21 protein-coding genes and 2 pseudogenes are annotated in these 19,729 nt (G+C 38.0%); 12 read left to right on the top strand and 11 right to left on the bottom strand.

Features of this window, described 5'->3' with window-relative positions; translation table 11 throughout:
• Window positions 1-25: 25 nt before the first annotated feature.
• Both SB775_RS21240 and SB775_RS21235 read right to left on the bottom strand, forming a co-directional pair.
• Window positions 26-667, bottom strand: a complete 642-nt coding sequence (locus tag SB775_RS21240; protein WP_061463396.1) for an FMN-dependent NADH-azoreductase — start codon at window positions 665-667, stop codon at window positions 26-28.
• 225 nt (window positions 668-892) lie between these two features.
• A complete protein-coding gene (locus tag SB775_RS21235) occupies window positions 893-1,627 on the bottom strand; it encodes a YqcI/YcgG family protein (RefSeq protein ID WP_061463397.1) in 735 nt (244 codons plus the stop codon).
• Between the two features lie 265 nt (window positions 1,628-1,892).
• Between SB775_RS21235 and SB775_RS21230 the strand changes: the two genes are divergently transcribed.
• Window positions 1,893-2,147: an alpha/beta-type small acid-soluble spore protein gene (locus SB775_RS21230; protein WP_061463398.1), complete on the top strand. Its 255-nt coding sequence runs from the start codon at window positions 1,893-1,895 to the stop codon at window positions 2,145-2,147.
• 827 nt (window positions 2,148-2,974) lie between these two features.
• Here SB775_RS21230 and SB775_RS21225 read toward each other — a convergent pair.
• Window positions 2,975-3,862, bottom strand: coding sequence for a R2-like ligand-binding oxidase (locus tag SB775_RS21225; protein WP_410863170.1), 888 nt, complete (start codon window positions 3,860-3,862; stop codon window positions 2,975-2,977).
• A 138-nt stretch (window positions 3,863-4,000) separates the two neighbouring features.
• Here SB775_RS21225 and SB775_RS21220 point away from each other — a divergent pair, with 138 nt between their 5' ends.
• Window positions 4,001-4,687: a response regulator transcription factor gene (locus SB775_RS21220; protein WP_061463402.1), complete on the top strand. Its 687-nt coding sequence runs from the start codon at window positions 4,001-4,003 to the stop codon at window positions 4,685-4,687.
• Window positions 4,688-4,727: 40 nt separating this feature from the next.
• Here the strand turns inward: SB775_RS21220 and SB775_RS21215 are convergent, their stop codons facing one another.
• The gene (locus SB775_RS21215) at window positions 4,728-5,816 is read right to left on the bottom strand and encodes a branched-chain amino acid aminotransferase (RefSeq protein WP_410863168.1); all 1,089 of its coding nucleotides are present in this window, start codon (window positions 5,814-5,816) and stop codon (window positions 4,728-4,730) included.
• 667 nt (window positions 5,817-6,483) lie between these two features.
• Here SB775_RS21215 and SB775_RS21210 point away from each other — a divergent pair.
• From SB775_RS21210 to SB775_RS21200, 3 genes and pseudogenes are all read left to right on the top strand, one after another.
• Window positions 6,484-7,752, top strand: a complete 1,269-nt coding sequence (locus tag SB775_RS21210; protein WP_410863166.1) for an L-lactate MFS transporter — start codon at window positions 6,484-6,486, stop codon at window positions 7,750-7,752.
• Between the two features lie 308 nt (window positions 7,753-8,060).
• The gene (locus SB775_RS21205; RefSeq protein ID WP_410863164.1) at window positions 8,061-9,128 is read left to right on the top strand and encodes an AI-2E family transporter; all 1,068 of its coding nucleotides are present in this window, start codon (window positions 8,061-8,063) and stop codon (window positions 9,126-9,128) included.
• Between the two features lie 774 nt (window positions 9,129-9,902).
• Window positions 9,903-10,044: pseudogene (locus SB775_RS21200) on the top strand (IS5/IS1182 family transposase); the annotation flags it as partial.
• 438 nt (window positions 10,045-10,482) lie between these two features.
• On the opposite strand, the gene SB775_RS21195 reads toward SB775_RS21200, so the two are convergent.
• Complete coding sequence (locus SB775_RS21195; protein WP_410863162.1) at window positions 10,483-10,935, bottom strand: YueI family protein; 453 nt, start codon at window positions 10,933-10,935, stop codon at window positions 10,483-10,485.
• Window positions 10,936-11,152: 217 nt separating this feature from the next.
• On the opposite strand from SB775_RS21195, the gene SB775_RS21190 reads away from it, so the two are divergent.
• Window positions 11,153-11,899, top strand: coding sequence for a L,D-transpeptidase family protein (locus SB775_RS21190; RefSeq protein ID WP_061463407.1), 747 nt, complete (start codon window positions 11,153-11,155; stop codon window positions 11,897-11,899).
• Window positions 11,900-12,297: 398 nt separating this feature from the next.
• Here SB775_RS21190 and SB775_RS21185 read toward each other — a convergent pair whose 3' ends face one another.
• From SB775_RS21185 to SB775_RS21160, 6 genes are all read right to left on the bottom strand, one after another.
• Window positions 12,298-12,426 carry a hypothetical protein gene (locus SB775_RS21185; RefSeq protein ID WP_284149524.1) on the bottom strand — a complete coding sequence of 43 codons (129 nt, stop codon included), beginning with the start codon at window positions 12,424-12,426 and terminating at the stop codon, window positions 12,298-12,300.
• Between the two features lie 110 nt (window positions 12,427-12,536).
• The gene (locus SB775_RS21180) at window positions 12,537-12,962 is read right to left on the bottom strand and encodes a nucleoside 2-deoxyribosyltransferase (RefSeq protein WP_089364246.1); all 426 of its coding nucleotides are present in this window, start codon (window positions 12,960-12,962) and stop codon (window positions 12,537-12,539) included.
• Window positions 12,963-13,353: 391 nt separating this feature from the next.
• The gene (locus tag SB775_RS21175) at window positions 13,354-13,674 is read right to left on the bottom strand and encodes a type II toxin-antitoxin system HicB family antitoxin (protein ID WP_061463409.1); all 321 of its coding nucleotides are present in this window, start codon (window positions 13,672-13,674) and stop codon (window positions 13,354-13,356) included.
• Window positions 13,675-13,783: 109 nt separating this feature from the next.
• A complete protein-coding gene (locus SB775_RS21170; RefSeq protein WP_061466093.1) occupies window positions 13,784-14,065 on the bottom strand; it encodes a DUF4190 domain-containing protein in 282 nt (93 codons plus the stop codon).
• Between the two features lie 502 nt (window positions 14,066-14,567).
• Window positions 14,568-14,978, bottom strand: a complete 411-nt coding sequence (locus SB775_RS21165; protein WP_410863160.1) for a hypothetical protein — start codon at window positions 14,976-14,978, stop codon at window positions 14,568-14,570.
• Between the two features lie 254 nt (window positions 14,979-15,232).
• Complete coding sequence (locus SB775_RS21160; protein WP_410863158.1) at window positions 15,233-16,135, bottom strand: AEC family transporter; 903 nt, start codon at window positions 16,133-16,135, stop codon at window positions 15,233-15,235.
• Window positions 16,136-16,361: 226 nt separating this feature from the next.
• Between SB775_RS21160 and SB775_RS21155 the strand changes: the two genes are divergently transcribed.
• The 6 genes and pseudogenes from SB775_RS21155 to SB775_RS21130 all read left to right on the top strand — a co-directional run bounded on the left by SB775_RS21155 (window position 16,362) and on the right by SB775_RS21130 (window position 19,714).
• Window positions 16,362-16,829, top strand: a complete 468-nt coding sequence (locus SB775_RS21155) for a nucleoside deaminase (RefSeq protein ID WP_289320283.1) — start codon at window positions 16,362-16,364, stop codon at window positions 16,827-16,829.
• A 104-nt stretch (window positions 16,830-16,933) separates the two neighbouring features.
• Window positions 16,934-17,197: a hypothetical protein gene (locus SB775_RS21150; RefSeq protein ID WP_410863156.1), complete on the top strand. Its 264-nt coding sequence runs from the start codon at window positions 16,934-16,936 to the stop codon at window positions 17,195-17,197.
• Window positions 17,194-17,397: a hypothetical protein gene (locus SB775_RS21145; RefSeq protein WP_410863155.1), complete on the top strand. Its 204-nt coding sequence runs from the start codon at window positions 17,194-17,196 to the stop codon at window positions 17,395-17,397. Before SB775_RS21150 ends, SB775_RS21145 begins: the two co-directional genes overlap by 4 nt.
• A gap of 78 nt (window positions 17,398-17,475) precedes the next feature.
• A complete protein-coding gene (locus tag SB775_RS21140; protein ID WP_410863154.1) occupies window positions 17,476-17,868 on the top strand; it encodes an amidohydrolase family protein in 393 nt (130 codons plus the stop codon).
• 97 nt (window positions 17,869-17,965) lie between these two features.
• Window positions 17,966-18,553 (top strand): annotated as a pseudogene (locus SB775_RS21135) (adenine deaminase C-terminal domain-containing protein).
• 102 nt (window positions 18,554-18,655) lie between these two features.
• Window positions 18,656-19,714, top strand: a complete 1,059-nt coding sequence (locus tag SB775_RS21130; RefSeq protein WP_410863153.1) for a lactonase family protein — start codon at window positions 18,656-18,658, stop codon at window positions 19,712-19,714.
• The last annotated feature ends 15 nt before the right edge of the window (window positions 19,715-19,729 follow it).

The raw sequence follows: 19,729 nt of genomic DNA, 5'->3' as shown, positions 1-19,729 counted from the left end.
ACATACTGGTTTTCCTTTTTATCAATTAGAATTTTGCTGCAGTTTCAGCAACCTTTGCCAATCCTTCTGCAACGATATCCTGTGTACGGTCTGGATATTGATTATGTCCCTCGATAACAACTGTTTCCGGGTTCGTAATGCCCCATAATTTTAAATTCATCGTTACGTATTTCACTGCCATTTCAGCAGCTTCCATTCCAGGTAAAGCATAATCCGATCCGCGAGCATTAAGTACAGCCACTTTTTTCTCAGGAATAAGACCAACTGGGCCTTCAGCAGTGTATTTAAAAGTTGTACCCGCTTGGGCAAGATAAGAAATATATGTTACAAGTGGGGCTGGTACAGTTGCGTTCCATAGTGGGAAGGCAAATACCACTTTGTCGGCAGCAAGGAATTGATTCAAGTATTGTTGCACGATATCAGCAATCTCCACTTCTTCCTCAGTCAATTCCATACCTTGGCTGCGTTTATAAAGGGCAGTAATTGCTGTATTTCCATAGTATGGTAAGTTCAGTTTAAATAAGTCCAATTCAGTTACTTCATCGTTACTATTCGCTTCCTTGTATGTGTTTAAAAAAGCTTCATACATTTTCACGCTAATGGCTTGATCCGCTGGACGGTCATTTGATTTTACAAATAATACTTTAGACATTGTCAGTTCCCCCAATAGTTAATTTTTATATTTTTGCCAGGAAAAAATAGTGCAGTTTCAAAATAAACATTCAATCCATATATCTCGAATTAACTGCAATTACTACATTCACATTATAAGACTGATAATCCAAGAAGGCAAGAAATATGTTTTTTATATTGAAATGGGCATTTCAGGAATTTTCTCTTGGTTTTTTTACAACCCTAAAGTCATAATAAACCGAGAGCAATTTGCCCTCGGTTAAGTTAACTCTTTATGATGGAAGGGACATTTCCCTTTTATCGGCTCTATATCATCCCCGATGAAAAATTGTTTCCATTCATTATGATCTACATCACCAAAATGACTGATATCAGGATGTTTAGGCAGGTTATCCCATTCCTCTACTCGTTCACGAACTTTTTCACGTGACATAATCCCGCCTTTTTCCGTTCCTTCTAATCCTTCAAAAATCATCCGGGGTTGAAATCCAAGAACAAGGCTATTTCCTAAATCACGGGTTTTTCGCTGTTTATAAGCAGGTGCATTGCCAAAGACGAAGATTGGTTCACCTGCAAAATGATAGTCCCATAAATAATGCTCGGGATCTTTCGGCTTTTTAATTGGCCAAGGTTTTTTATCCTCTTTATGTAGGTATTGCAGGATATCCCAAAACTTTTTTCGGTACAGTCCTATATCTCCCTCTATTTGTTCAGGCTCCATAAAGACAAACAGGCCATGCCTGATGTATGGTGGTTCTTGAAATAAATCTAGAAAGCTTTCCACTGCTTTTGGAAGATTGGACCAATCTTCCTGTGTGATATAAGCATAACGAAGTTCCCCTTTATTTTCAGCTTTCATACCAAAATAACAAGGAAACGTTTTATCCGTCACTGTATTATGGAAAGTTTGATATTCTTTAATTAGCCATTGGGGCACTCGATCGGGATTTGTCATATCTTCTTTCGTTAACAAATTTGAATTAACAGTCAGCATCATTGGTCTCCTTAAATCGTTTTACTAAATGATACCCGCTATAAATAAACTAAAACATCTCTCGAACTGCCAATCACCACAATCAGGTACACCTCATGTAAATTCTTCTTTATTTAAGATTTGATAAGTGCCTCCCCGTTCCATTATGATTCCAATTCCCACTCAAGAAATGTAATACCGGTTCAGCAAAAAAACATTTGACTCCGCATGATAATCATTTTCTTTCCTTTAGGTTAACCTAACAAAAAACAAGGAGTGATGCTTGATGGCAAGGAGAAAAAAAATTCTGGTAGCTGAAGCGCGAAAAGGACTCGATGATTTAAAAGCCAAAGTTGCTGGTACAAAGAATCCTGAAGAGGCCAAGTTTGAAGTAGCAAAAGATATTGGCGTACCGCTGAAAAAAGACTATAACGGTGAGCTGACATCCAAGCAGAATGGAAAAATAGGCGGAAAGTTAGGAGGCGGCATGGTCAAGGAACTTATAAAGATGGCACAGGAAAACTTAGGAAAAAAACATTAACCTTTCAATCCAAAATGTTACGCTCGCTTCAGTAGGCATATCATCGAAAACTGACAAAACGAATATTTTGGGACTTATCATGATGGAGGGCAGTTATTGCACTTGCAAAAAAGCTACCCTTCTTGGGTGGCTTTTTTTAAAAAGTAATGATGGTTACGGGTAAAACTCTTGAAATTTCTGAGCTTATTAATTCCGACGACTTCGGATAGTTAGTGGCAGCTGTATCCCTCAATATTGCAGTCAGCATTCTCTCCATATGTGTCTTGCTAATTCCATATCACTGAAGTCAGAGGATGCCCAAGATCAAATAGGAAACCCGGAGCTTCTCTACCACTTTCGCTAAGATCCCTTTTGAATCTTCATCATGTATTTTCACTTTAAAGGCTTTGGCTCTCAATGGGTCTATGGCAGGGTATTACTTCGGGAATTTACTCCATGACAACCGGTTATAACAACATTCACTTGCTGCATCTTGTGTAACATCGAGAAACTGCCCAACTATTTAAGCTTTGGTGCCTAAAGTCTGCTCAAAAATTTCGGAACTTTTTAACGACACCTGCATTTTCCAAACCTACATCACTCACGAGAATAATCCTATGGGCCTCATGACCATTGACTAGGTCCGGAATGATTGAACGAGTATTGGGACCACTGTAAATCTAAGGCATTAACCCGAAACTAGGATTTCCATTCACCTAAGATAAATTTGTCTTTATTTACGATTAAGATTTTTCAATTCGAGCTTCCATGTTCCTGGTGTCCATTCATTGTGGAATCCTTCTTTTGCATCCAAAATCAGAAATGCAGCATAGTAACCTGTATCGGCTTCACAAAACTCCATATTCCTTTACGTTACTTTGATAGATTTCTTCAATTCCCTTTCCTTTTGCCCTTGCCAAGATCTCCATCCGTATTGATAATTGTTTCATGGTAAAATCGAAAACAGCTTGTTTGTCATTACCAAATGGATTGCCTAACCGATCATATCCCTCTGTATTTAGCGCGATGGCCAATGGTGAAAGTTCCTCCATCCTCTTTTCAACTTGTTTAAAGATATGTGGATGTTCACTGATGATTCTCTGCAGCAGGAAAGTCCCATAAGCAATATGGCGTGATTCATCTTTTTTCAAAAGACCCACGCCCTTTAATAAACCAGGCATCATTTTACTAGCTTCGAGAGTCTGATAGAACCCGAAATATCCAGTTTCTGCAAGAACGCCCTCTGTAAACATATTATAAACAGTGGCCGCTTCTGCCAATGCTTCAGGGGATTGGTCTGATAAAAGTTTCCCCATCGCTTCCGGCAATATTTCATAAAAAATGGATTTATAAATGTCTGAGTGATAAACCGACAAATCACCCTTTTCACCAACTTGATCTAATGTATGTCGAAAGAACTCCATATGCTTCGCTTCCTCGAATAAAAATGTCGTTAAGTACATTTCTTCCTCGATTCTACCTTCTTTGGCTATCGTCATAATGAGGGGGAGCAAATCCAAAGTCACGGCTTCTTCTCCGCCCTGAAAAAGAGAGATGATCCGTAATAATACTTCCCTTTCATTATCAGTAAATGACTTCCAATCTTCTTTATCTTGGCTGAAATCAATGTCACGGGGATTCCATATACCGAATTTCTTTGCCTTTTGATAAAGTTTAAATGGTAGGGTATTTTCTCTAAAACTCCGGCTGGTGGTCGTTAAATTCTTTCTTTTCATGTAAATGCCTCCTTGAAATATGATCTGAAAACTTCTGAATCCATAAGGGATTATTTAATTTGTAAGAGTTTTCATTATATTGTAAGATATTACTAGCATTTATCCTAGCACTGAAAATGTAGGGAGGAATAAAGTCGAATGCTTGAGGAAACCCTGATGAATCATGTAAAAAAGATTTCCCAACAAAAGGATATGGCAAATAAATCACAAATGATTGTAAAGGGCTGTGTGAATTTTTTTTCTTTTCAACGTGCATCTTTATTCAGTTACTCATGTTTAACAGGAGTGGGTGAAGGAATATGCGCATGTACTGGTGAAGATACTTTTTCATTACATAATATTAAAGAAAACATTCATGATATATACCCTATCCACCAAGCTGTCATCCATAACAAACCCATATACTTAACCATTCAACATGCGCAATCCTCCATTCCTGCAAAATACGTTAAAAAATTTTCCATCTCATCATTGGCAATCATACCGATAATTGTAAATGACATGGTCATCGGTTTTGTTTTGGTTGACCCCATTCAGGCAAACGAGCCAGTTACAAAGAATGATTTAATGAAGCTGTCCCATTATTTGAAACTGGCTGTCAGTTCAACATTGGATTCGGCTCCTCCCACTTACCTTCTAAGTAAACGTGAAACGGAGGTCCTTCAATATTTAGCCAATGGTTTAGGATTAAAGCAAATGGCATCAAAAATGAGCGTTAGTGAATTTACTGTCAGAGATCATATTTCTTCTGCAATCAGGAAATTAGGAGTGAATCACCGAACTGAGGCGGTGGCTGTTGCAATAAGGCACAAAATGATTATGTAAAAACAAAAAAACCTTCAAAGAAGGTTTTTTTGTTTAAGTATCATTGAGTCACTTTTTCTTCAACTTTCGCAGTCCAATTTAACTCGTCTGAAATTTTACCTGTTTGGACACCTGTCAGTGTATCATAAAGCTTTTTAGATAGTTCCCCAGTTTCCCCGCTTTGAACGATCATTTCTTCACCATTCCATAAAAATTCACCAATTGGCGATATAACCGCGGCTGTACCCGTTCCGAAGGCCTCTTCCAGATGACCTGATTTATATGCTTCTTTGACTTCCTCCATGGAAATACGTCTTTCCGTCACGGGAAGATTCCAATGTTTAAGCAATTCTATAATGGAATCACGGGTAATACCTGGAAGGATACTTCCATTTAAAGCAGGAGTGATGATTTCACCATTAATTTTGAAGAAAACATTCATGCTTCCAACTTCTTCAATATATTTTTTCTCTACCCCGTCTAACCAAAGAACTTGGGCATAACCCATCTTTTCGGATACTTCCTGGGCTTTAAGGCTCGATGCATAATTCCCGCCCGTTTTAGCTTCTCCTGTACCACCATTAACTGCACGTGTGAAAGCTGACTCCACGGCTATTTTCACTGGATGAATGCCTTCTTTATAATAAGAACCTACAGGTGACATGATGATGATGAACTGATATTTTTCTGATGGAGAAACTCCAAGGTAAGGCTCAGTAGCAATTATGAATGGCCTGATATATAAGGATGTACCTTCTGCCTGAGGAACCCACTCCTTATCAACGCTAATTAAAGTTTTTAAGGCCTTCAATGCAAAATCAACGTCGATATCCGGTATGCACAATCGGCTATTTGAACTATTTAAGCGTTGGAAATTCTTTTCCGGACGGAATAAGATTATTTCATCTTCTGGTGTTGCATATGCTTTTAATCCTTCAAAAACAGATTGACCATAGTGGAAAATCATAGCTGACGGCTCTAGTGCGAGCGGTTGATAAGGAACAATTCTTGGATCATGCCACCCTTGCCCTTGTGTGTAATCCATAATAAACATATGATCGGTAAACTGCTTACCGAACTCAAGCTGGTCCGCCTGTGGTTTTTCTTTCTTTGTTGTACTAAGCGTGATTTGCATGTCATGTTCCTTCATTACCAAAACCCCTTGTTGAATAAATTTACAAGATTTCACTTCCATAAAATCTATCTTTAATTAGTTTACTCCTATCAGGAATCATAGTTCAAGCCTTTTGACCAAATTTTCGGAATTTTTTAAAATAAACGAGTTAGACTTCCTACTATGATTCCTGAAAAAAGAACCGATTATTCCTAAAACTTCTCAATAAATATCAAAACCGGTTGTTCGTTCAGGTTTCTTGAATTCCTGAATATTAGGGTTAATTTTAACAAATTATCAACAATAATGCCAATGTGAAATTTCTTTCAACATGGAACAGGCAGTAATCCGCTTGTCGTTTCCACTCCTTTAAAAAGAAGTGTAGCGGATTCCTTTGAGCTACAGCATCCGAACCGATACTCAACTTAATACTTATATGTATATTAACAAGGAACATATAAGGAATGAAACACTTTTTATACCATTTCATAAAGTGGGGTCATGAATGGGTTTTTAGATATATTCCAATTTCAATCCATTATGGTACATAGATACAAATTTGTTGTTAAATTCAATTTAGTAGTTTACTACTAAAAAATAATCTTATATACTTATCCCCAAGATAGCTAAAACGCATGCAAATCAAAATATTATAGATAAAACGCATGGTACTTTATTATTTTTGACGAGAAGGGGTAACAACATGACAAAAAACAGGTGGTTAATCGCTTTATCCGCTATCGCTATTCACCTTTCCATTGGTGGTGCATACGCATATAGCGTATACAAAAAACCTTTGGTTGAGACTATGGGGTGGTCAGAAACTGAAGTCACGTTAGCATTCACAATAATGATGGCGCTTGCAGGAACTTCTGCAGCCTTCTTTGGGAAATTTGTAGAAAAAAATGGTCCAAGAAAATCAGCTTTGGTTGCTGCTTTATTATTCGGTTTAGGACAAGCTGGTTCCGGGTTGGCTGTAATGGTCGATTCACTACCACTTTACCTATTGACATATGGGGTTTTAAGTGGTCTTGGTATGGGGATCGGGTACATTTCACCAGTATCCACTTTAGTTAAATGGTTCCCTGATCGCAGGGGATTGGCGACAGGGATGGCAGTATTAGGTTTCGGTGCCGGAGCCCTCATAACAGCCCCAGTAGCTGCAAGCCTAATGGAATCCCTTGGCATTTATACAACTTATTATATTTTAGGCGCAGGCTATTTCATCCTAATGTTCTTAGGTGCAACCTATATTGCACCTCCAAAGGCTAACTGGCTACCTGAAGGAATGATGAGAGATATTGAGTCCGGTAAAAAAGAATTGAAGAAAGACCTAAGGCAATTAACTGCAAAAGAAGCGGTTAAAACTAAACACTTCTGGATGTTATGGTCAATGAAATTAATTAATACAAGTGCGGGTATCATGATGATTTCGGTAGCTTCACCTATGGCTCAAGACGTTGTTGGGCTTTCTGTGGCAGGTGCTGCAACATTAGTCGGTATTATGGGAATCTTTAATGGCGGAGGTAGACTTGGCTGGGCAGCGGCCTCTGATTATATAGGCCGTCCAAATGTCTTCGTCATTTTCTTCATCATACAAATTGGAGCGTTCCTTTTACTTCCAACTACTACAAATACACTATTGTTCCAAGGACTCATCCTGTTAGTCGTTAGTTGTTATGGGGGAGGATTTTCAAATCTACCTGCATTTGCCGGGGATTTATTTGGAACCAAGGAAATTGGGGCCATTCACGGGTATCTTTTAACTACATGGTCTCTAGGCGGAGTTTGCGGACCAATGTTGGTTACTGCGATTAGGGAAAGTACGAACAGTTATATCCCGGTATTCTACGTTTTCGCCGTATTAATTACGATAGCATTCGCCATCTCTATCTGGTTGCGTTTGGACATTAAAAAAATGCAAAGAAGACAGAAACAAGGATTAACGAATACATTAAGTAAAATATCCTAATTTATAACAAGTATCTTATGACCTGGCAAAAAGGCATTTCTCAAGTAAACTTCCAAAAACGGTGGTTAACTTGATGATGCCTTTTTTTAGTTTTTTGAACATTATCCAATAAATATAAATCTTCACAAGCATCTGGATAGACTCCCCTTTCCTACCTTGGCGCCCGTCAAAAATATGGGAACTTCAAAAGTAAAAGAAATTCGAATTCCAGCCCTGTTACTGGTCATAGGAAACTGAACAAGTTATATAGTTTAACATGAAGCCAAATAAGGGAATCAAGTAAGAGATGGAATTAGGGGGGGATTGTTTTGTGGATCAATAAACCGTTTTTTAAATATGCAAGTGGAATAATTTTGATCATTTTAATTATATTTTTACTAGGTAAGATTGATTATGTTTTGCTCCCGCTACAAAAAACCATTGCAGCTATATTCTTCCCTATTATAGTGGCTGGGCTTTTATACTACATATTACGGCCAGTCGTTAACTTTTTAACTGAATATATCCCTAGGACTTTTAGCATTTTCATCGTCTTTTTGATTATATTCAGCATGATTGGGATGGTAAGTTACTTTGGAAGTCCTGTAATTGTGGACCAATCTCAAAAATTATCTGAAAGCCTCCCAAGCAAAGTCAAGGAATTCTCTAAAGAATCCGAAGATATAATTGAAAAAAATGACTTTGGCATGGTTAATATGGAAGATCTGAAAGAAAAAGCGGTCACACATTTAAAAGATTACTCGGAAAAACTCTTAGGGAATGTCCATACTATTTTCTCCACGATCACTAGTGTATTGACCGTTTTGGTCATTACACCATTCATTTTGTTTTATTTCTTGAAAGATGGAGATAAACTAAGACCATTTCTATTAAAATTTATTCCGAACGACGTAGAATCAGAGGGGAACACGATTTTAAAAGACGTTGATAGAGCTCTATCAATTTATATTATCGGACAATTCATCGTATCAATCGTCATTGGGACTTTGATGTATATTGGCTACCTTATTATCGGTCTCGATTATGCACTCGTATTAGCCCTATTCGCCATGATTTTTACTGTTGTACCATTCCTTGGTCCATTTATAAGCATCATCCCTGCCCTTTTCATCGCCTTACAGCAAGACATTGGATTGGCAGTGAAAGTGCTCATTGTACTTACAGTCGTTCAACAGGTCGAAGGGCACTTGGTTACACCGAATATTATGGGAAAACGGCTCAACATTCACCCACTGACGATTATTTTATTGCTGCTTGCTGCAGGATCAATATATGGTTTCATTGGCATTTTAATAGCTATCCCCACTTATTCCGTAGTAAAAACGATTATAGGAAACTTCAGGAAGTTTTATAGGTTACGAAAAAGGATCACATAATCAGGAATGGTTGTCTCCCGTTATATCCACCAATTTAAGGGGACCTATCCTAGAACTGCACCCCAATTGTTGATCACCATCTAACAATTGGAGGTTTTTTTATGACCAATTCTTCATTAAGATAAATGTAATAGCTGTTTTTCCATAAAAGGAAAGGATTCTTTTTCAACGGTTGCCACTGAAATATATTGTTAATCTAATACTTAATAAAGAATTGGGAGGCTCAATTTAAAGAACATGGCAATGTTAGTTTGGTGTCTAACATTTACGGGGCAGTTCACTTTTGCCTGCGGTCTTTTTTGTTTTAGGCTCTTTTCGTAAAGATTGTTGTTTATAAAACGAAACTATTTAAGGTTGATTGGAGCGGAGGTGCGAGACTCCTGCGGGAGCAGGGGACAGGTGAGACCCCACAGGCGTTTACGCCGAGGAGGCTCACCGCCCGCACCAAGGAAAGCGAGCATCTGGAGGGGAAATCAACCACAACTCACTACCTGGTAAATAGCAACAAAGTATGTGAAAACAACCATGTTTTAAAATAGAAGGATTAAAACTTGAGGTGATAAGGATGCTTTCTAAACATGATTCTATTCAGCGAGATCAACTTGAAAAGATTACTTTAGATCAACTGATCCAGCGAACCATTTGGCTCGTAAAATGGAGGCCGCCATTGTTTTGGGGACAATTGTACACCTGGAAATACGCATGATAGTCACATCTTAGAGCCACTTGTTGGACAAGTAATTGAAAAAGTTGGGAAACCAGAAGCTGTTGCAAGCAGATGCAAAAGAAAAGCATGGTATGCGTTGGACTCCTTTAAGGGGACTTAAAAATTGTCGATCAGGCGATGCTCACTTTCCCTGCAATGAAAGTAAAGAAGATGGCCAATTGGTCCTGGCAAGGTCTAAAAATGGCCTAACAGCTCGTAGAGACCCAATTCCATAAAAATTGAGAAAAATTCAAAGGGAATTTCAAAAGGGGTTCGGAATGTTTTAATTCCGAACCCCTTTTGTCTACAAACTGCCTTATCCGATTTTTTTTGTTTTCAATAGGTGTAATAAGTATGGATCGAGATTGCCAATTTTAAAAATTAAGTGCCTGATTTCAGAAAAGAATAATGTCCGGCCGCAAGATAAAGCAAAGGTAGTTTACGGGCTAAGCGAAGATATTTAGTTAGGCAGCATGAACCCGATAATCTCGGGCCCATGCCTTAAAATTTCAGCTTGATTCGTTGATGATTGCAGGAATGTATATAATCTTCTAGCTCTTGTCTAAAAAATGCACGATGCTCTCGAATTCCTGTAAATAAAGTAATTCAGATATTAAACATCTTTGACTCATTTTTAGGCTTTGTTCTTCAGTGTTTGTTAAATATTTTTTTAATCCACCGTTTGAAAAACGCTTTGACGCTTTTCTTTTTTATTACTTGAATGGCTTGATTTTTCTTCTCAATATAAATTACTTCATTGTTTATGGCATTATTTTCTGCTAGTACTAGACCCAAATCGGAGTTATGGTCTTTGTTGAGAACAATTTTGTAAGGAATATTATGACTTATTGCCAATTTAATATATTTCCCTAGATATTGATAGTCCATCTGACCATTTAAAAACAAATTTGAACGGGGATGCCGCTTCATCATTTGCTCAATCTCCGGATATACATTCATTTCAAAGACTTGACTTTTTTTTAGGACGATGACGACTCGCTCCCGTAATGTACCCAGGAATTCCCTTCGTTCTTCAGGCTTGATTTCTTTTGGACCGTAGATTCCTTGCTCTAGATAGTCCTCCACTTTTAGGCGTGACAATTCTTTCCCACCTCCGGTTTCACTTCAATAATGTATGAAAAATGGCCAAAAATAGTGCCCATCTCCTTTGGAATGCTAAATGTAAAAAGTGGTTGGGGTTAACTTTCCCCTTTTGTAGTCTACCCTTCCTAAAAAAAATTGTCACCATAGCTTCGCTTCATGCATAGGATAGTATATGTGTGAATGTAGGTTGCATAAAAGAGGGACGGGGAAAAACATGAAAAAGTTAATTGTATTTGTATTGATATTCGCTTTTAGTTTTGTTGCGTTCAGCAATACTTCAGGTGCAGCGGCAAGACAACTGATCATCATCAATAAAGCCAATAACCAGCTAGCCTATTATGAAAATGATAAATTGGTGAAGGTGTTCATCGTGGCGACAGGAAAAAAAGCCTCCTATACTCCTGAAGGAAAGTTCAAGGTCGTGACAAAGATTGTGAATCGTCCCTATTATAAAGGCAACATAAAAGGAGGAGATCCAAAAAACCCTCTGGGGAAACGATGGCTGGGGATAAATGCACGGAATACACCAGGTAATACTTACGCAATACACGGCAATAATGATTCTAAAAGCATTGGCAAATATATAAGTGCCGGTTGTATTCGCATGTATAACGATGATGTTCAATGGCTGTACGATAAAGTGGGAATGAACACTGTTGTCTTAATTGCCAGTTCGAATAAATCATTTGCTTCCATAGCTGCTACGAATGGATATAAGGTGAGCGGATCTAAAAGCCTACCTGTACAGAATACCTACATTTTCCTGAAGAAAGGAAGTAGTGGCCCCCAAGTAATTGAGCTACAAAAAAGATTAACGAAACTTGGATACAGCACTAAAGGAATTGATGGGGGATTTGGAAAAAATACCGAAATGGCTGTAAAGAAATTTCAAAAGGCTAAAAATCTTACATCTGATGGGGTCGTCGGACCACAAACAAAAAAAGCACTTGGACTTAAATAATTACTACTACTGATATCCCCTGATTAGAGGATATTTTTTTTTGTCTAAACTGTAACAAACCATACATTATTACCCATATTGTCTGTAATTTCCCACCACCACTTATTGGCTTTATGTTATAATTTTTACATAAACAGCTAATTATAATTGCACTGCATTACATATAAGGAGGTAATACAAATGTACGATGAACTTCTCATATTATCCATTAAGTCAATTTTTGTTATCGGCACCATCGCAATGTTTGTGATTTTAGGATTCGTAAAAGGACGCAAGTTTTAAATTACCCAATTCTTTATAATATCCTTATTGCCTGATTACTTGTATTATGTTCATACTGGTAATCAGGTTAATTTCACTCAGAAAAAAAAGCATATCCTCACTGGGCATGCTTTGCTTTACCAATTCCAGTAATCCGTTTTATCTAAAAGTTGATCAATGTCAAATGTATCAATAAGGATTGGAACTGATTCTTCTGCAATCTCTTCAGTCGCTAGCAATAATTGGTCGATATCAATAATGGCCAAAATAGTCCTCTCCCTTTTTTAATGGTCTTTACCCTCATTTTTAATACATTAAACAGTTCGTTCAAAAGATATTTTATTAGAGGGTAGCCCTTTAATTTTACATTTGACAATTATTTAAGGTGCAGTGAACCATTTTTTTCAGATCCTTCCGGAGAAAGCGTATGTATCAATTTAACCAGTTTATAAAATGTCCCACTGCAGATGGTTACCTCGGGCAGATTATGAAAAATTGATTTTTTATTAATATGATAATTGTCTTTCTCAGGTGAATACAAAATAATTTTCTTATTTAATGATAAAGCATATCCAAGCTCATAAAGATTGCCTTTGCCTGCAGTTAGGAAGATCAGCATGAAATCAGCTTCCTCAATCCCCCTTTTTTCATATTCTCCAATACCTTCAGCAATTGGGTTATTCTCATCATCCTCAATTAAATTCCAGGCATTCACACATGTAAATCCTTTTGAAGTCAATTTCTTGATCAATGACCTTACTTGCTTCAAATTTTTTTCGTCTGATGCTATATAATATTTCACTCATACACCTCCAAAATATTTAACTATTGATACTTTTTACCTATATTAACTATACTATACATATTCGTTATAAAGAACGCAATATCCTTTCCCTAAAAATTAAAAATAATTAATGACACCGTTTCAATCAAAGAAATTTGAAGCGAAAAAAACCATCATTCCTTTACAGATAATGATGGTTTTTCGTAAAAAAAATTAAATGCCGGAGCTAACCTTACAAAAAGGATCATGTACTTATGTAAAAAAATTGATGATTTAGGGCTATTAGAACCACCGATCCATTTTTGTATAGATTTTCATTCTTATAACCTGACATTCCGGGTGATAAAGTATGATTAACCCTTCAAGAAATGCAAAATAAAAACCTTGTCCTCTACCCGGCAAGGTTTTTTTATTTTTCATATGTGATATTTTCTATTTCAATCCTGAAAGGTGCAGCCTCACATATATTAATTCCCCTATCTAGATTTACCTTTTCCAAATCACTTGCATCCGGTATTGTTTTTTTATCATGAATAAAATGTTCGACCATGGATTCCAATAATTCTTGAGCACAAGCTAAGGCATCTACCCGATTCCTACCGCTAACGGTAGAAATAATTCCTTCTCGCCTAAAATCCGGGAAACAAACTTGAACGGAAAAAGAGTCGATAATCAATGGGTGTTTTTCATAATAGAATACGGCTGGATACTCAAATATTTGAATGGTCAAAATATCATCCCTTCATACAATATATAGCATTTTAGTTAATTATAACATGAAATTCTATTAAAAATAGATTTACTTACTTTTTCTTTGTTTGTCAAGATTATTTTTACATTCAATAGGTTGTTATGTCCGTATCTACTACGAAACAAAAAAACACCAGAAAAATCAAAATCACGATAACATTAAGGATTATTCCAATAATGCTGCACACTTTACCAGCTGTCACTAAACCATTTCCTGATTCACCAGTAAGATTAATTTCTTGTTTACTCTTCGATGCAAATATTAAACCTAGAATACCCAATATGATGCCGATGAATGGAATAAGCAGGGACAACACCCCCATGATTAATGATACAATCGCTTTGCTGTTGGTTGGTTTAATTTCCGACATAAATACCACCTTCTTTCTTCCTCTTATATATACGGTTATTAAAAGCAAAAGATTCATATTTTTGTATTCACCATCTCTAAGATTCCTTGCTACCCTCCCGGTAAATGCCATACCCTTGGTCGGATCCTTACATAACATACCAGTTGATTTCAGAAATCCGTCCCCTTTTCGCCAACTGTCTGACAAGGCACCTCGCCGATAGCGTCTGTGAGGCCTCCGCCAGCCAGTTATTAGGCAGGAGTTTCGCGAATTTCGTCAATTTAATGAGTGTTTCATAAAACAGGGAAAAACCATAAAGTATAAACTAGTCTTAATTAAGGGTTCGGGATCAGACCTAGCCTACAGTTTTTTCTTAAAACGTTCCAGTTGATTGGAACGGAAGGTAGAAGTCTCCCCTGCAGAAAAGCGTGTCCAAGGGTGACCCACAGGCGCAAAGAACGCCTAGGGCCGTAAGCATATCGAGCTTCAAATGAAAAAAAGACAGCAATCGCTGTCTTTTCCGTCAATCCATTATCGCATCTTCAAATGGCGCTGAAAATAAACCACTTGGCGCCAACATATCCGTATCCGATTCACGGCTTTCCCCAACTACAATATATGAACCAGCTGGAAAAAAATCAAACATATCACTTTCCTTATGTATGATCAAGAAATATTCATATAAATCATCCATAAGTTCCTGATGTTCGTCTAATTTCATGATTTCTCCACATTCATCGATTTCAAAGTTTTCATTAATTGCATCTTGGAGTTCTTCATTATTTGAATACGCGATATAAAAATCCACATCTCCACACTCCATGCATAGCAGGAGTTTTTCTTCTAGTGCTTCTTCATAGGATTTCTGAACGACCGCTTTTAAAATGGCATCAATCCTTTCAGGATTAGTTAGTTTAATTTTAGTCTTGAACACAAAATCCCTCCCCAATTAAATACAAAGGCATTGAAAATTATATGACAGTTGAATGAAAAATAAAAAAAGTAAGCTCATACTTAGAGTACATAATCGAAAATCGGTAACTGTCCGTTTCCCATTAAATCCAAATACCATAGTTCGTTCCTTTTCCAGGGCGCCGGATCCCTTTGTAGTTTCCTCCCTTATTATAACTTGATAGGAATCCTCCGTGCATATATTAATTTTGCCCGTATATTTAGAATGATAATCTTCTATAATACAAAGAAAAAGATGATCGGAAGCGTAATCAAGCTTAATGAAGTACTAATGAACGTAGCACTTGATACGAATTCAGGCTCTGTATTGAATTGGAGTGCATACATCGTAGTGTTGGCCGCCGTTGGCATGGCAGCTACGATGATCATGATATGCCTGACCATATCATCCACTGGTAAGGCAAGTGATAACAGGAAAGCAATGGCTGGGGAAACAGCAAGTTTAAGAAGCAATGAAACTGATAGTTTTCGGTAGGCAATATTTTTCAGTGAAACGTTGGCAAGCTGCATCCCGAGTGTAATCATGATTGTCGGAATCGCTGCATTTGCAACAAGGTGAATAGCTTCCAAAACCGAATTGCTTAATGGAATGTTCACTAACTGAAAAACCGCACCTGCAATAGCCCCATACACAATAGGCATCCTACATACTGCTTTAAGAGCTGTTTGAACCCCGTTTCCTTCCGGACTGCCCTTCGCTGCGAAATAAATGCCGATAGTGCACATCACTAACTGTTGACCCACCATCAGGATAATTGCATAATCAAGGCCTGCCGCACCGAATAGCAGGAAAATGACAGGTGTTCCATAATTCCCGTTATTCATGAATGCGGACGCCAAAATCATTCCGCTTGTTTCAGTGACTGTATAATTACGGAAGAACGATATAATATAGACTACCAAGACGAGAGAAAGGCAGAGTACTATCGTGAATAAGAACAGGTAAAAATAATTAATCGAAAATTCTGCTGAATAAAAGGTTCGAAACACAAGAAAAGGTGACATTAAATATAATGCCATCGTGGAAATGGATTTTGTATCAAGTTTAAACTTTTTCTGACCGACGAACCCTAAAACAAAAATACCGAATATCGGTAAAAGAACACCCAAAAACCCCATAATATCACCTTCATAATCCTAATGATTTTATTCTAACAATATCAGTTTTATAATTTTTTGTAAAAAATTCTTTCATACCGCTCCTGATTATTCTCGTTAAGTAATTAATTTCCTTTTTTGGAAAATTCCCTTCAGTTTTCGTCTTCAAATGGTATATTTTTATAGTATTCACGTTAAAAAGTAACAGTAAGCTTTTGGCTTATTAAATATGAAGGGGTGTTTTTTAATGGATGTAAAATTCATGGAGATGGCTGTTCGACTTGCATATGAAAATGTATTGGCAAAGAACGGAGGACCTTTTGGTGCAATAATTGTAAAAGATGGCACAGTTGTAGGAAGAGGATGTAATAATGTCACAACAGCCAACGATCCAACAGCTCACGCCGAAGTACAGGCGATTCGTGATGCATGCAGGCACCTCAACAGCTTTCAGCTTACAGATTGTGAAATATACACTAGCTGTGAACCTTGCCCAATGTGCATTGGTGCCATTTATTGGGCACGTCCAAAAGCCATTTATTACGCATGTACGAAGGAAGACGCTGCACACATCGGCTTTGATGATCACTTTATCTATCAGGAACTTGGCCTGCCAATGGAAAAGCGCATAATTAAAATGGAACAAATGTCTTTTAATAACCACGATTTACCATTCCGAACATGGGAGACCTATATTGAAAAAGTGAAATATTAATCGGTTATATTTTTGCCAAAGGGGTTACAGAATAGATGTCGCCGCAGGGAAAACGCCTGCAGATTGCGTCATTAAAAACGGTCAGATAATAGTTGTATTAAATGGTGATGCCCTATACAGGCGACATAGCTATCGTCGATGGTTTTTTCGCCTGTATAGGGAGTTATGAGCGTCTTTCAGAAATTGATGCTGCCGGAAGATTCGTCTCCCCTACATTCATTGATGGCCATGGCCATGTCCATATTGAATTTCCGATGGTCAGGCATTCTGAACTCTCAAACATTCTCCTTTTTCGTGGTGTTACCTGCATCGTTACAGAACCCCTTGAAATAGCCAATGTTTCTGGTAAAAAGGCATTCAATTTATGATTGAACAATCCGACCATCTTCCTTTTGACTTCTACTTCATGATGCCATATTGTGTACCTACGACGGCGTTTGAACATTTTCGTGCTGCCTTAAGAAGTGAAGATTTAATTTCATTTTACCAAAACAAAAAAGTGATTGGTTTAGCCGAAGTGATGGCCACGCAGCTGGATTATCCGAACAACAGCTCGATGTTTATATGAGTGCCGGCATTAAAACGGATCATGAATGCACTGCATCGGAGGAGGCAAAAGAATGACTGCGAAAGGGAATGTATCTTTATGATCAGGGAAGGCACCGTTGCCAAAGACTTAATAAACCTGGTTCCAGCTATTAATGAGAAGAAATCCCGCCGTTGTTTATTCGTCACCGATGATCGGCACCTGGATGATATTCTATCTGAGGGGAGTATCGATCACAATGTTCGACTATCCTTAGAAACAGGTGTCCAGCCTATTACCGCCATTCAAATGGCGACCATAAATGCAGCAGAATGCTTTGGTTTAACGGAATATGGTGTCATAGCGCCTGGATTCAAGGCAGACTTCCTTCTATTAGATGATCTTGATTCAGTCATCATCCACTCGGTCTTTAAAGAGGGAGGCTTATGGTGCAAACTAATCGTTTACTTAACTTTCCAGCTGAAAAGGAACAGGCTATTGACGACGAGTTGAAGCACTCCGTTCAATTTCATGAAATAACGGAAGATGATTTGACGATACCTTTTAAAAATAAGCTTCCTTCTATTAATATTGAATAACTACAAACAGTTTGATTACAAAGCATTCGATTGAACCGGTTAGGGTTAATCATGGTCTATTCCAGTTCCCTGAACAAGTTGATCATATAAAACTGGCTGTAATTGAACGGCATCATTTGACCAACCAATTAGGTCTTGGGATCATAAAAGGGCTCGGATTGAAATCAGGCGCAATTGCCATGACAGTAGCCCATAATTCACATAATTTAATCATTGCCGGCACGAATGACCAAGATATGCTAATGGCCGCATAGGAAATCAAAAAGACCCAGGGTGGATTGGCGGTAATTCATAAAGAGAAAATACTAGCCTCCCTCCCACCCCCAATTTCTGGATTGTGAGTAAATGAACTTATATGATGTCGTTCATTCATTGAACGAATCGATGGTGCCCCATTGAAACTCGGTGCAAACAGGCATTTCAACCCTTTCCTTACACTTGCGTTCTTGGCGTTACCTGTCATCCCGGAAATTAAACTGACTGATCAGGGCTTATTTTCCGTTTCTGCGTTTAGGCATATTCCTATCGAAGTCTCAAAGCCAGTCGATAAAATTTTACCCCCTTGTCGTTTCTTTTCTTCTCGCCCCAGTAATTTCTAAATGAATCAGGTTCCAACTCGACTTAAACCGGGAAAAGGATATAATGCGTATCATCTATGTTAAAATAAAAATAAACACAAATCTTTCTTGGAGGAGATAAATATGGCAAAACATGATCAACAAACCATAATTGGATACATTGGCACTTACACAAAAGGAAACAGCAAAGGCATTTACCGCTTTACTTTAGATACAGCAGAAGGAAAACTCAGTACACCGGTTCTTGCAGCAGAATTAACCGATCCGACTTATCTCGCCATAAGCCAGGACAAGAAGAATCTCTACGCCATTTTAAAAGAAGCGGGCAGTGGTGGAGTTTCAGCCTATTCGATAAGTGAAGAATCTGGTGAGCTTACCTACTTGGGCAAACAACTGACACCAAATGGTTCTTCCTGCCATATAAGTGTCGACAGCAAGAAACAGGTTTTGGTCACTTCCAGTTATGGAGAAGGCGTGATTGAATCATATCCGCTTCAGAACGACGCGGTCCCTTTACCTTTATCATCCACTGTTCGACATGAGGGTCACGGACCTAATGAAGAACGTCAGGAAAAAGCACACACTCACTTCGCTGGTTTCACACCGGACGAAAGATTCATTGCTGTAGTCGATCTAGGAATAGATAAAGTGATAACTTATAAAATACATAATGGGATTATGGAAGAAGTAAACAGTTTATCCGTTGCACCAGGCAGCGGACCACGGCATTTGACCTTCCACCCAAACGGAAAATTTGCGTATGTCATGTCTGAGCTTGTACCAGAAGTCATTGTTTTAAGTTTCGACAGTCTAACCGGGAGTTTTTCTGAATTACAAACGGTCCGGACCATTCCCGAAGATTTCAAGGAAAACAGCCAGGGCAGCGCCATTCATATTTCTGATGACGGTAAATTCGTATATGCCGCAAACCGCGGACATGATAGTATAGCCGTTTACCAAATCAATCAAGAAACAGGCAAATTGGCATTCGTGGAACTGGTCAATTCCGAAGGGCATTGGCCACGAGATTTTTCATTGGACCCTAGCGGAAAATTCCTGATCGCTTCTAATGAACAATCAGGAAACCTGACACTATATGCACGGAATGAACAGGACGGAAAATTAACATTATTGCAAAAAGATGTTCAAGTTCCCTTTCCCGTTTGTGTGAAATTCCTTTAAAATCTCTCATTAAAA

Source organism: Peribacillus sp. SIMBA_075 (assembly GCF_046534585.1).
This window is presented reverse-complemented; position numbering and strand designations above follow the sequence as displayed.

Coding starts and splice junctions, on each gene's coding strand:
- SB775_RS21140 (WP_410863154.1), top strand. CDS start 17,476: ATGATCAGGGAAGGCACCGTTGCCAAAGACTTAATAAACCTGGTTCCA.
- SB775_RS21220 (WP_061463402.1), top strand. CDS start 4,001: ATGCTTGAGGAAACCCTGATGAATCATGTAAAAAAGATTTCCCAACAA.
- SB775_RS21170 (WP_061466093.1), bottom strand. CDS start 14,065: ATGTCGGAAATTAAACCAACCAACAGCAAAGCGATTGTATCATTAATC.
- SB775_RS21190 (WP_061463407.1), top strand. CDS start 11,153: ATGAAAAAGTTAATTGTATTTGTATTGATATTCGCTTTTAGTTTTGTT.
- SB775_RS21130 (WP_410863153.1), top strand. CDS start 18,656: ATGGCAAAACATGATCAACAAACCATAATTGGATACATTGGCACTTAC.
- SB775_RS21210 (WP_410863166.1), top strand. CDS start 6,484: ATGACAAAAAACAGGTGGTTAATCGCTTTATCCGCTATCGCTATTCAC.
- SB775_RS21215 (WP_410863168.1), bottom strand. CDS start 5,816: ATGAAGGAACATGACATGCAAATCACGCTTAGTACAACAAAGAAAGAA.
- SB775_RS21235 (WP_061463397.1), bottom strand. CDS start 1,627: ATGCTGACTGTTAATTCAAATTTGTTAACGAAAGAAGATATGACAAAT.
- SB775_RS21230 (WP_061463398.1), top strand. CDS start 1,893: ATGGCAAGGAGAAAAAAAATTCTGGTAGCTGAAGCGCGAAAAGGACTC.
- SB775_RS21155 (WP_289320283.1), top strand. CDS start 16,362: ATGGATGTAAAATTCATGGAGATGGCTGTTCGACTTGCATATGAAAAT.
- SB775_RS21225 (WP_410863170.1), bottom strand. CDS start 3,862: ATGAAAAGAAAGAATTTAACGACCACCAGCCGGAGTTTTAGAGAAAAT.
- SB775_RS21145 (WP_410863155.1), top strand. CDS start 17,194: ATGATTGAACAATCCGACCATCTTCCTTTTGACTTCTACTTCATGATG.
- SB775_RS21160 (WP_410863158.1), bottom strand. CDS start 16,135: ATGGGGTTTTTGGGTGTTCTTTTACCGATATTCGGTATTTTTGTTTTA.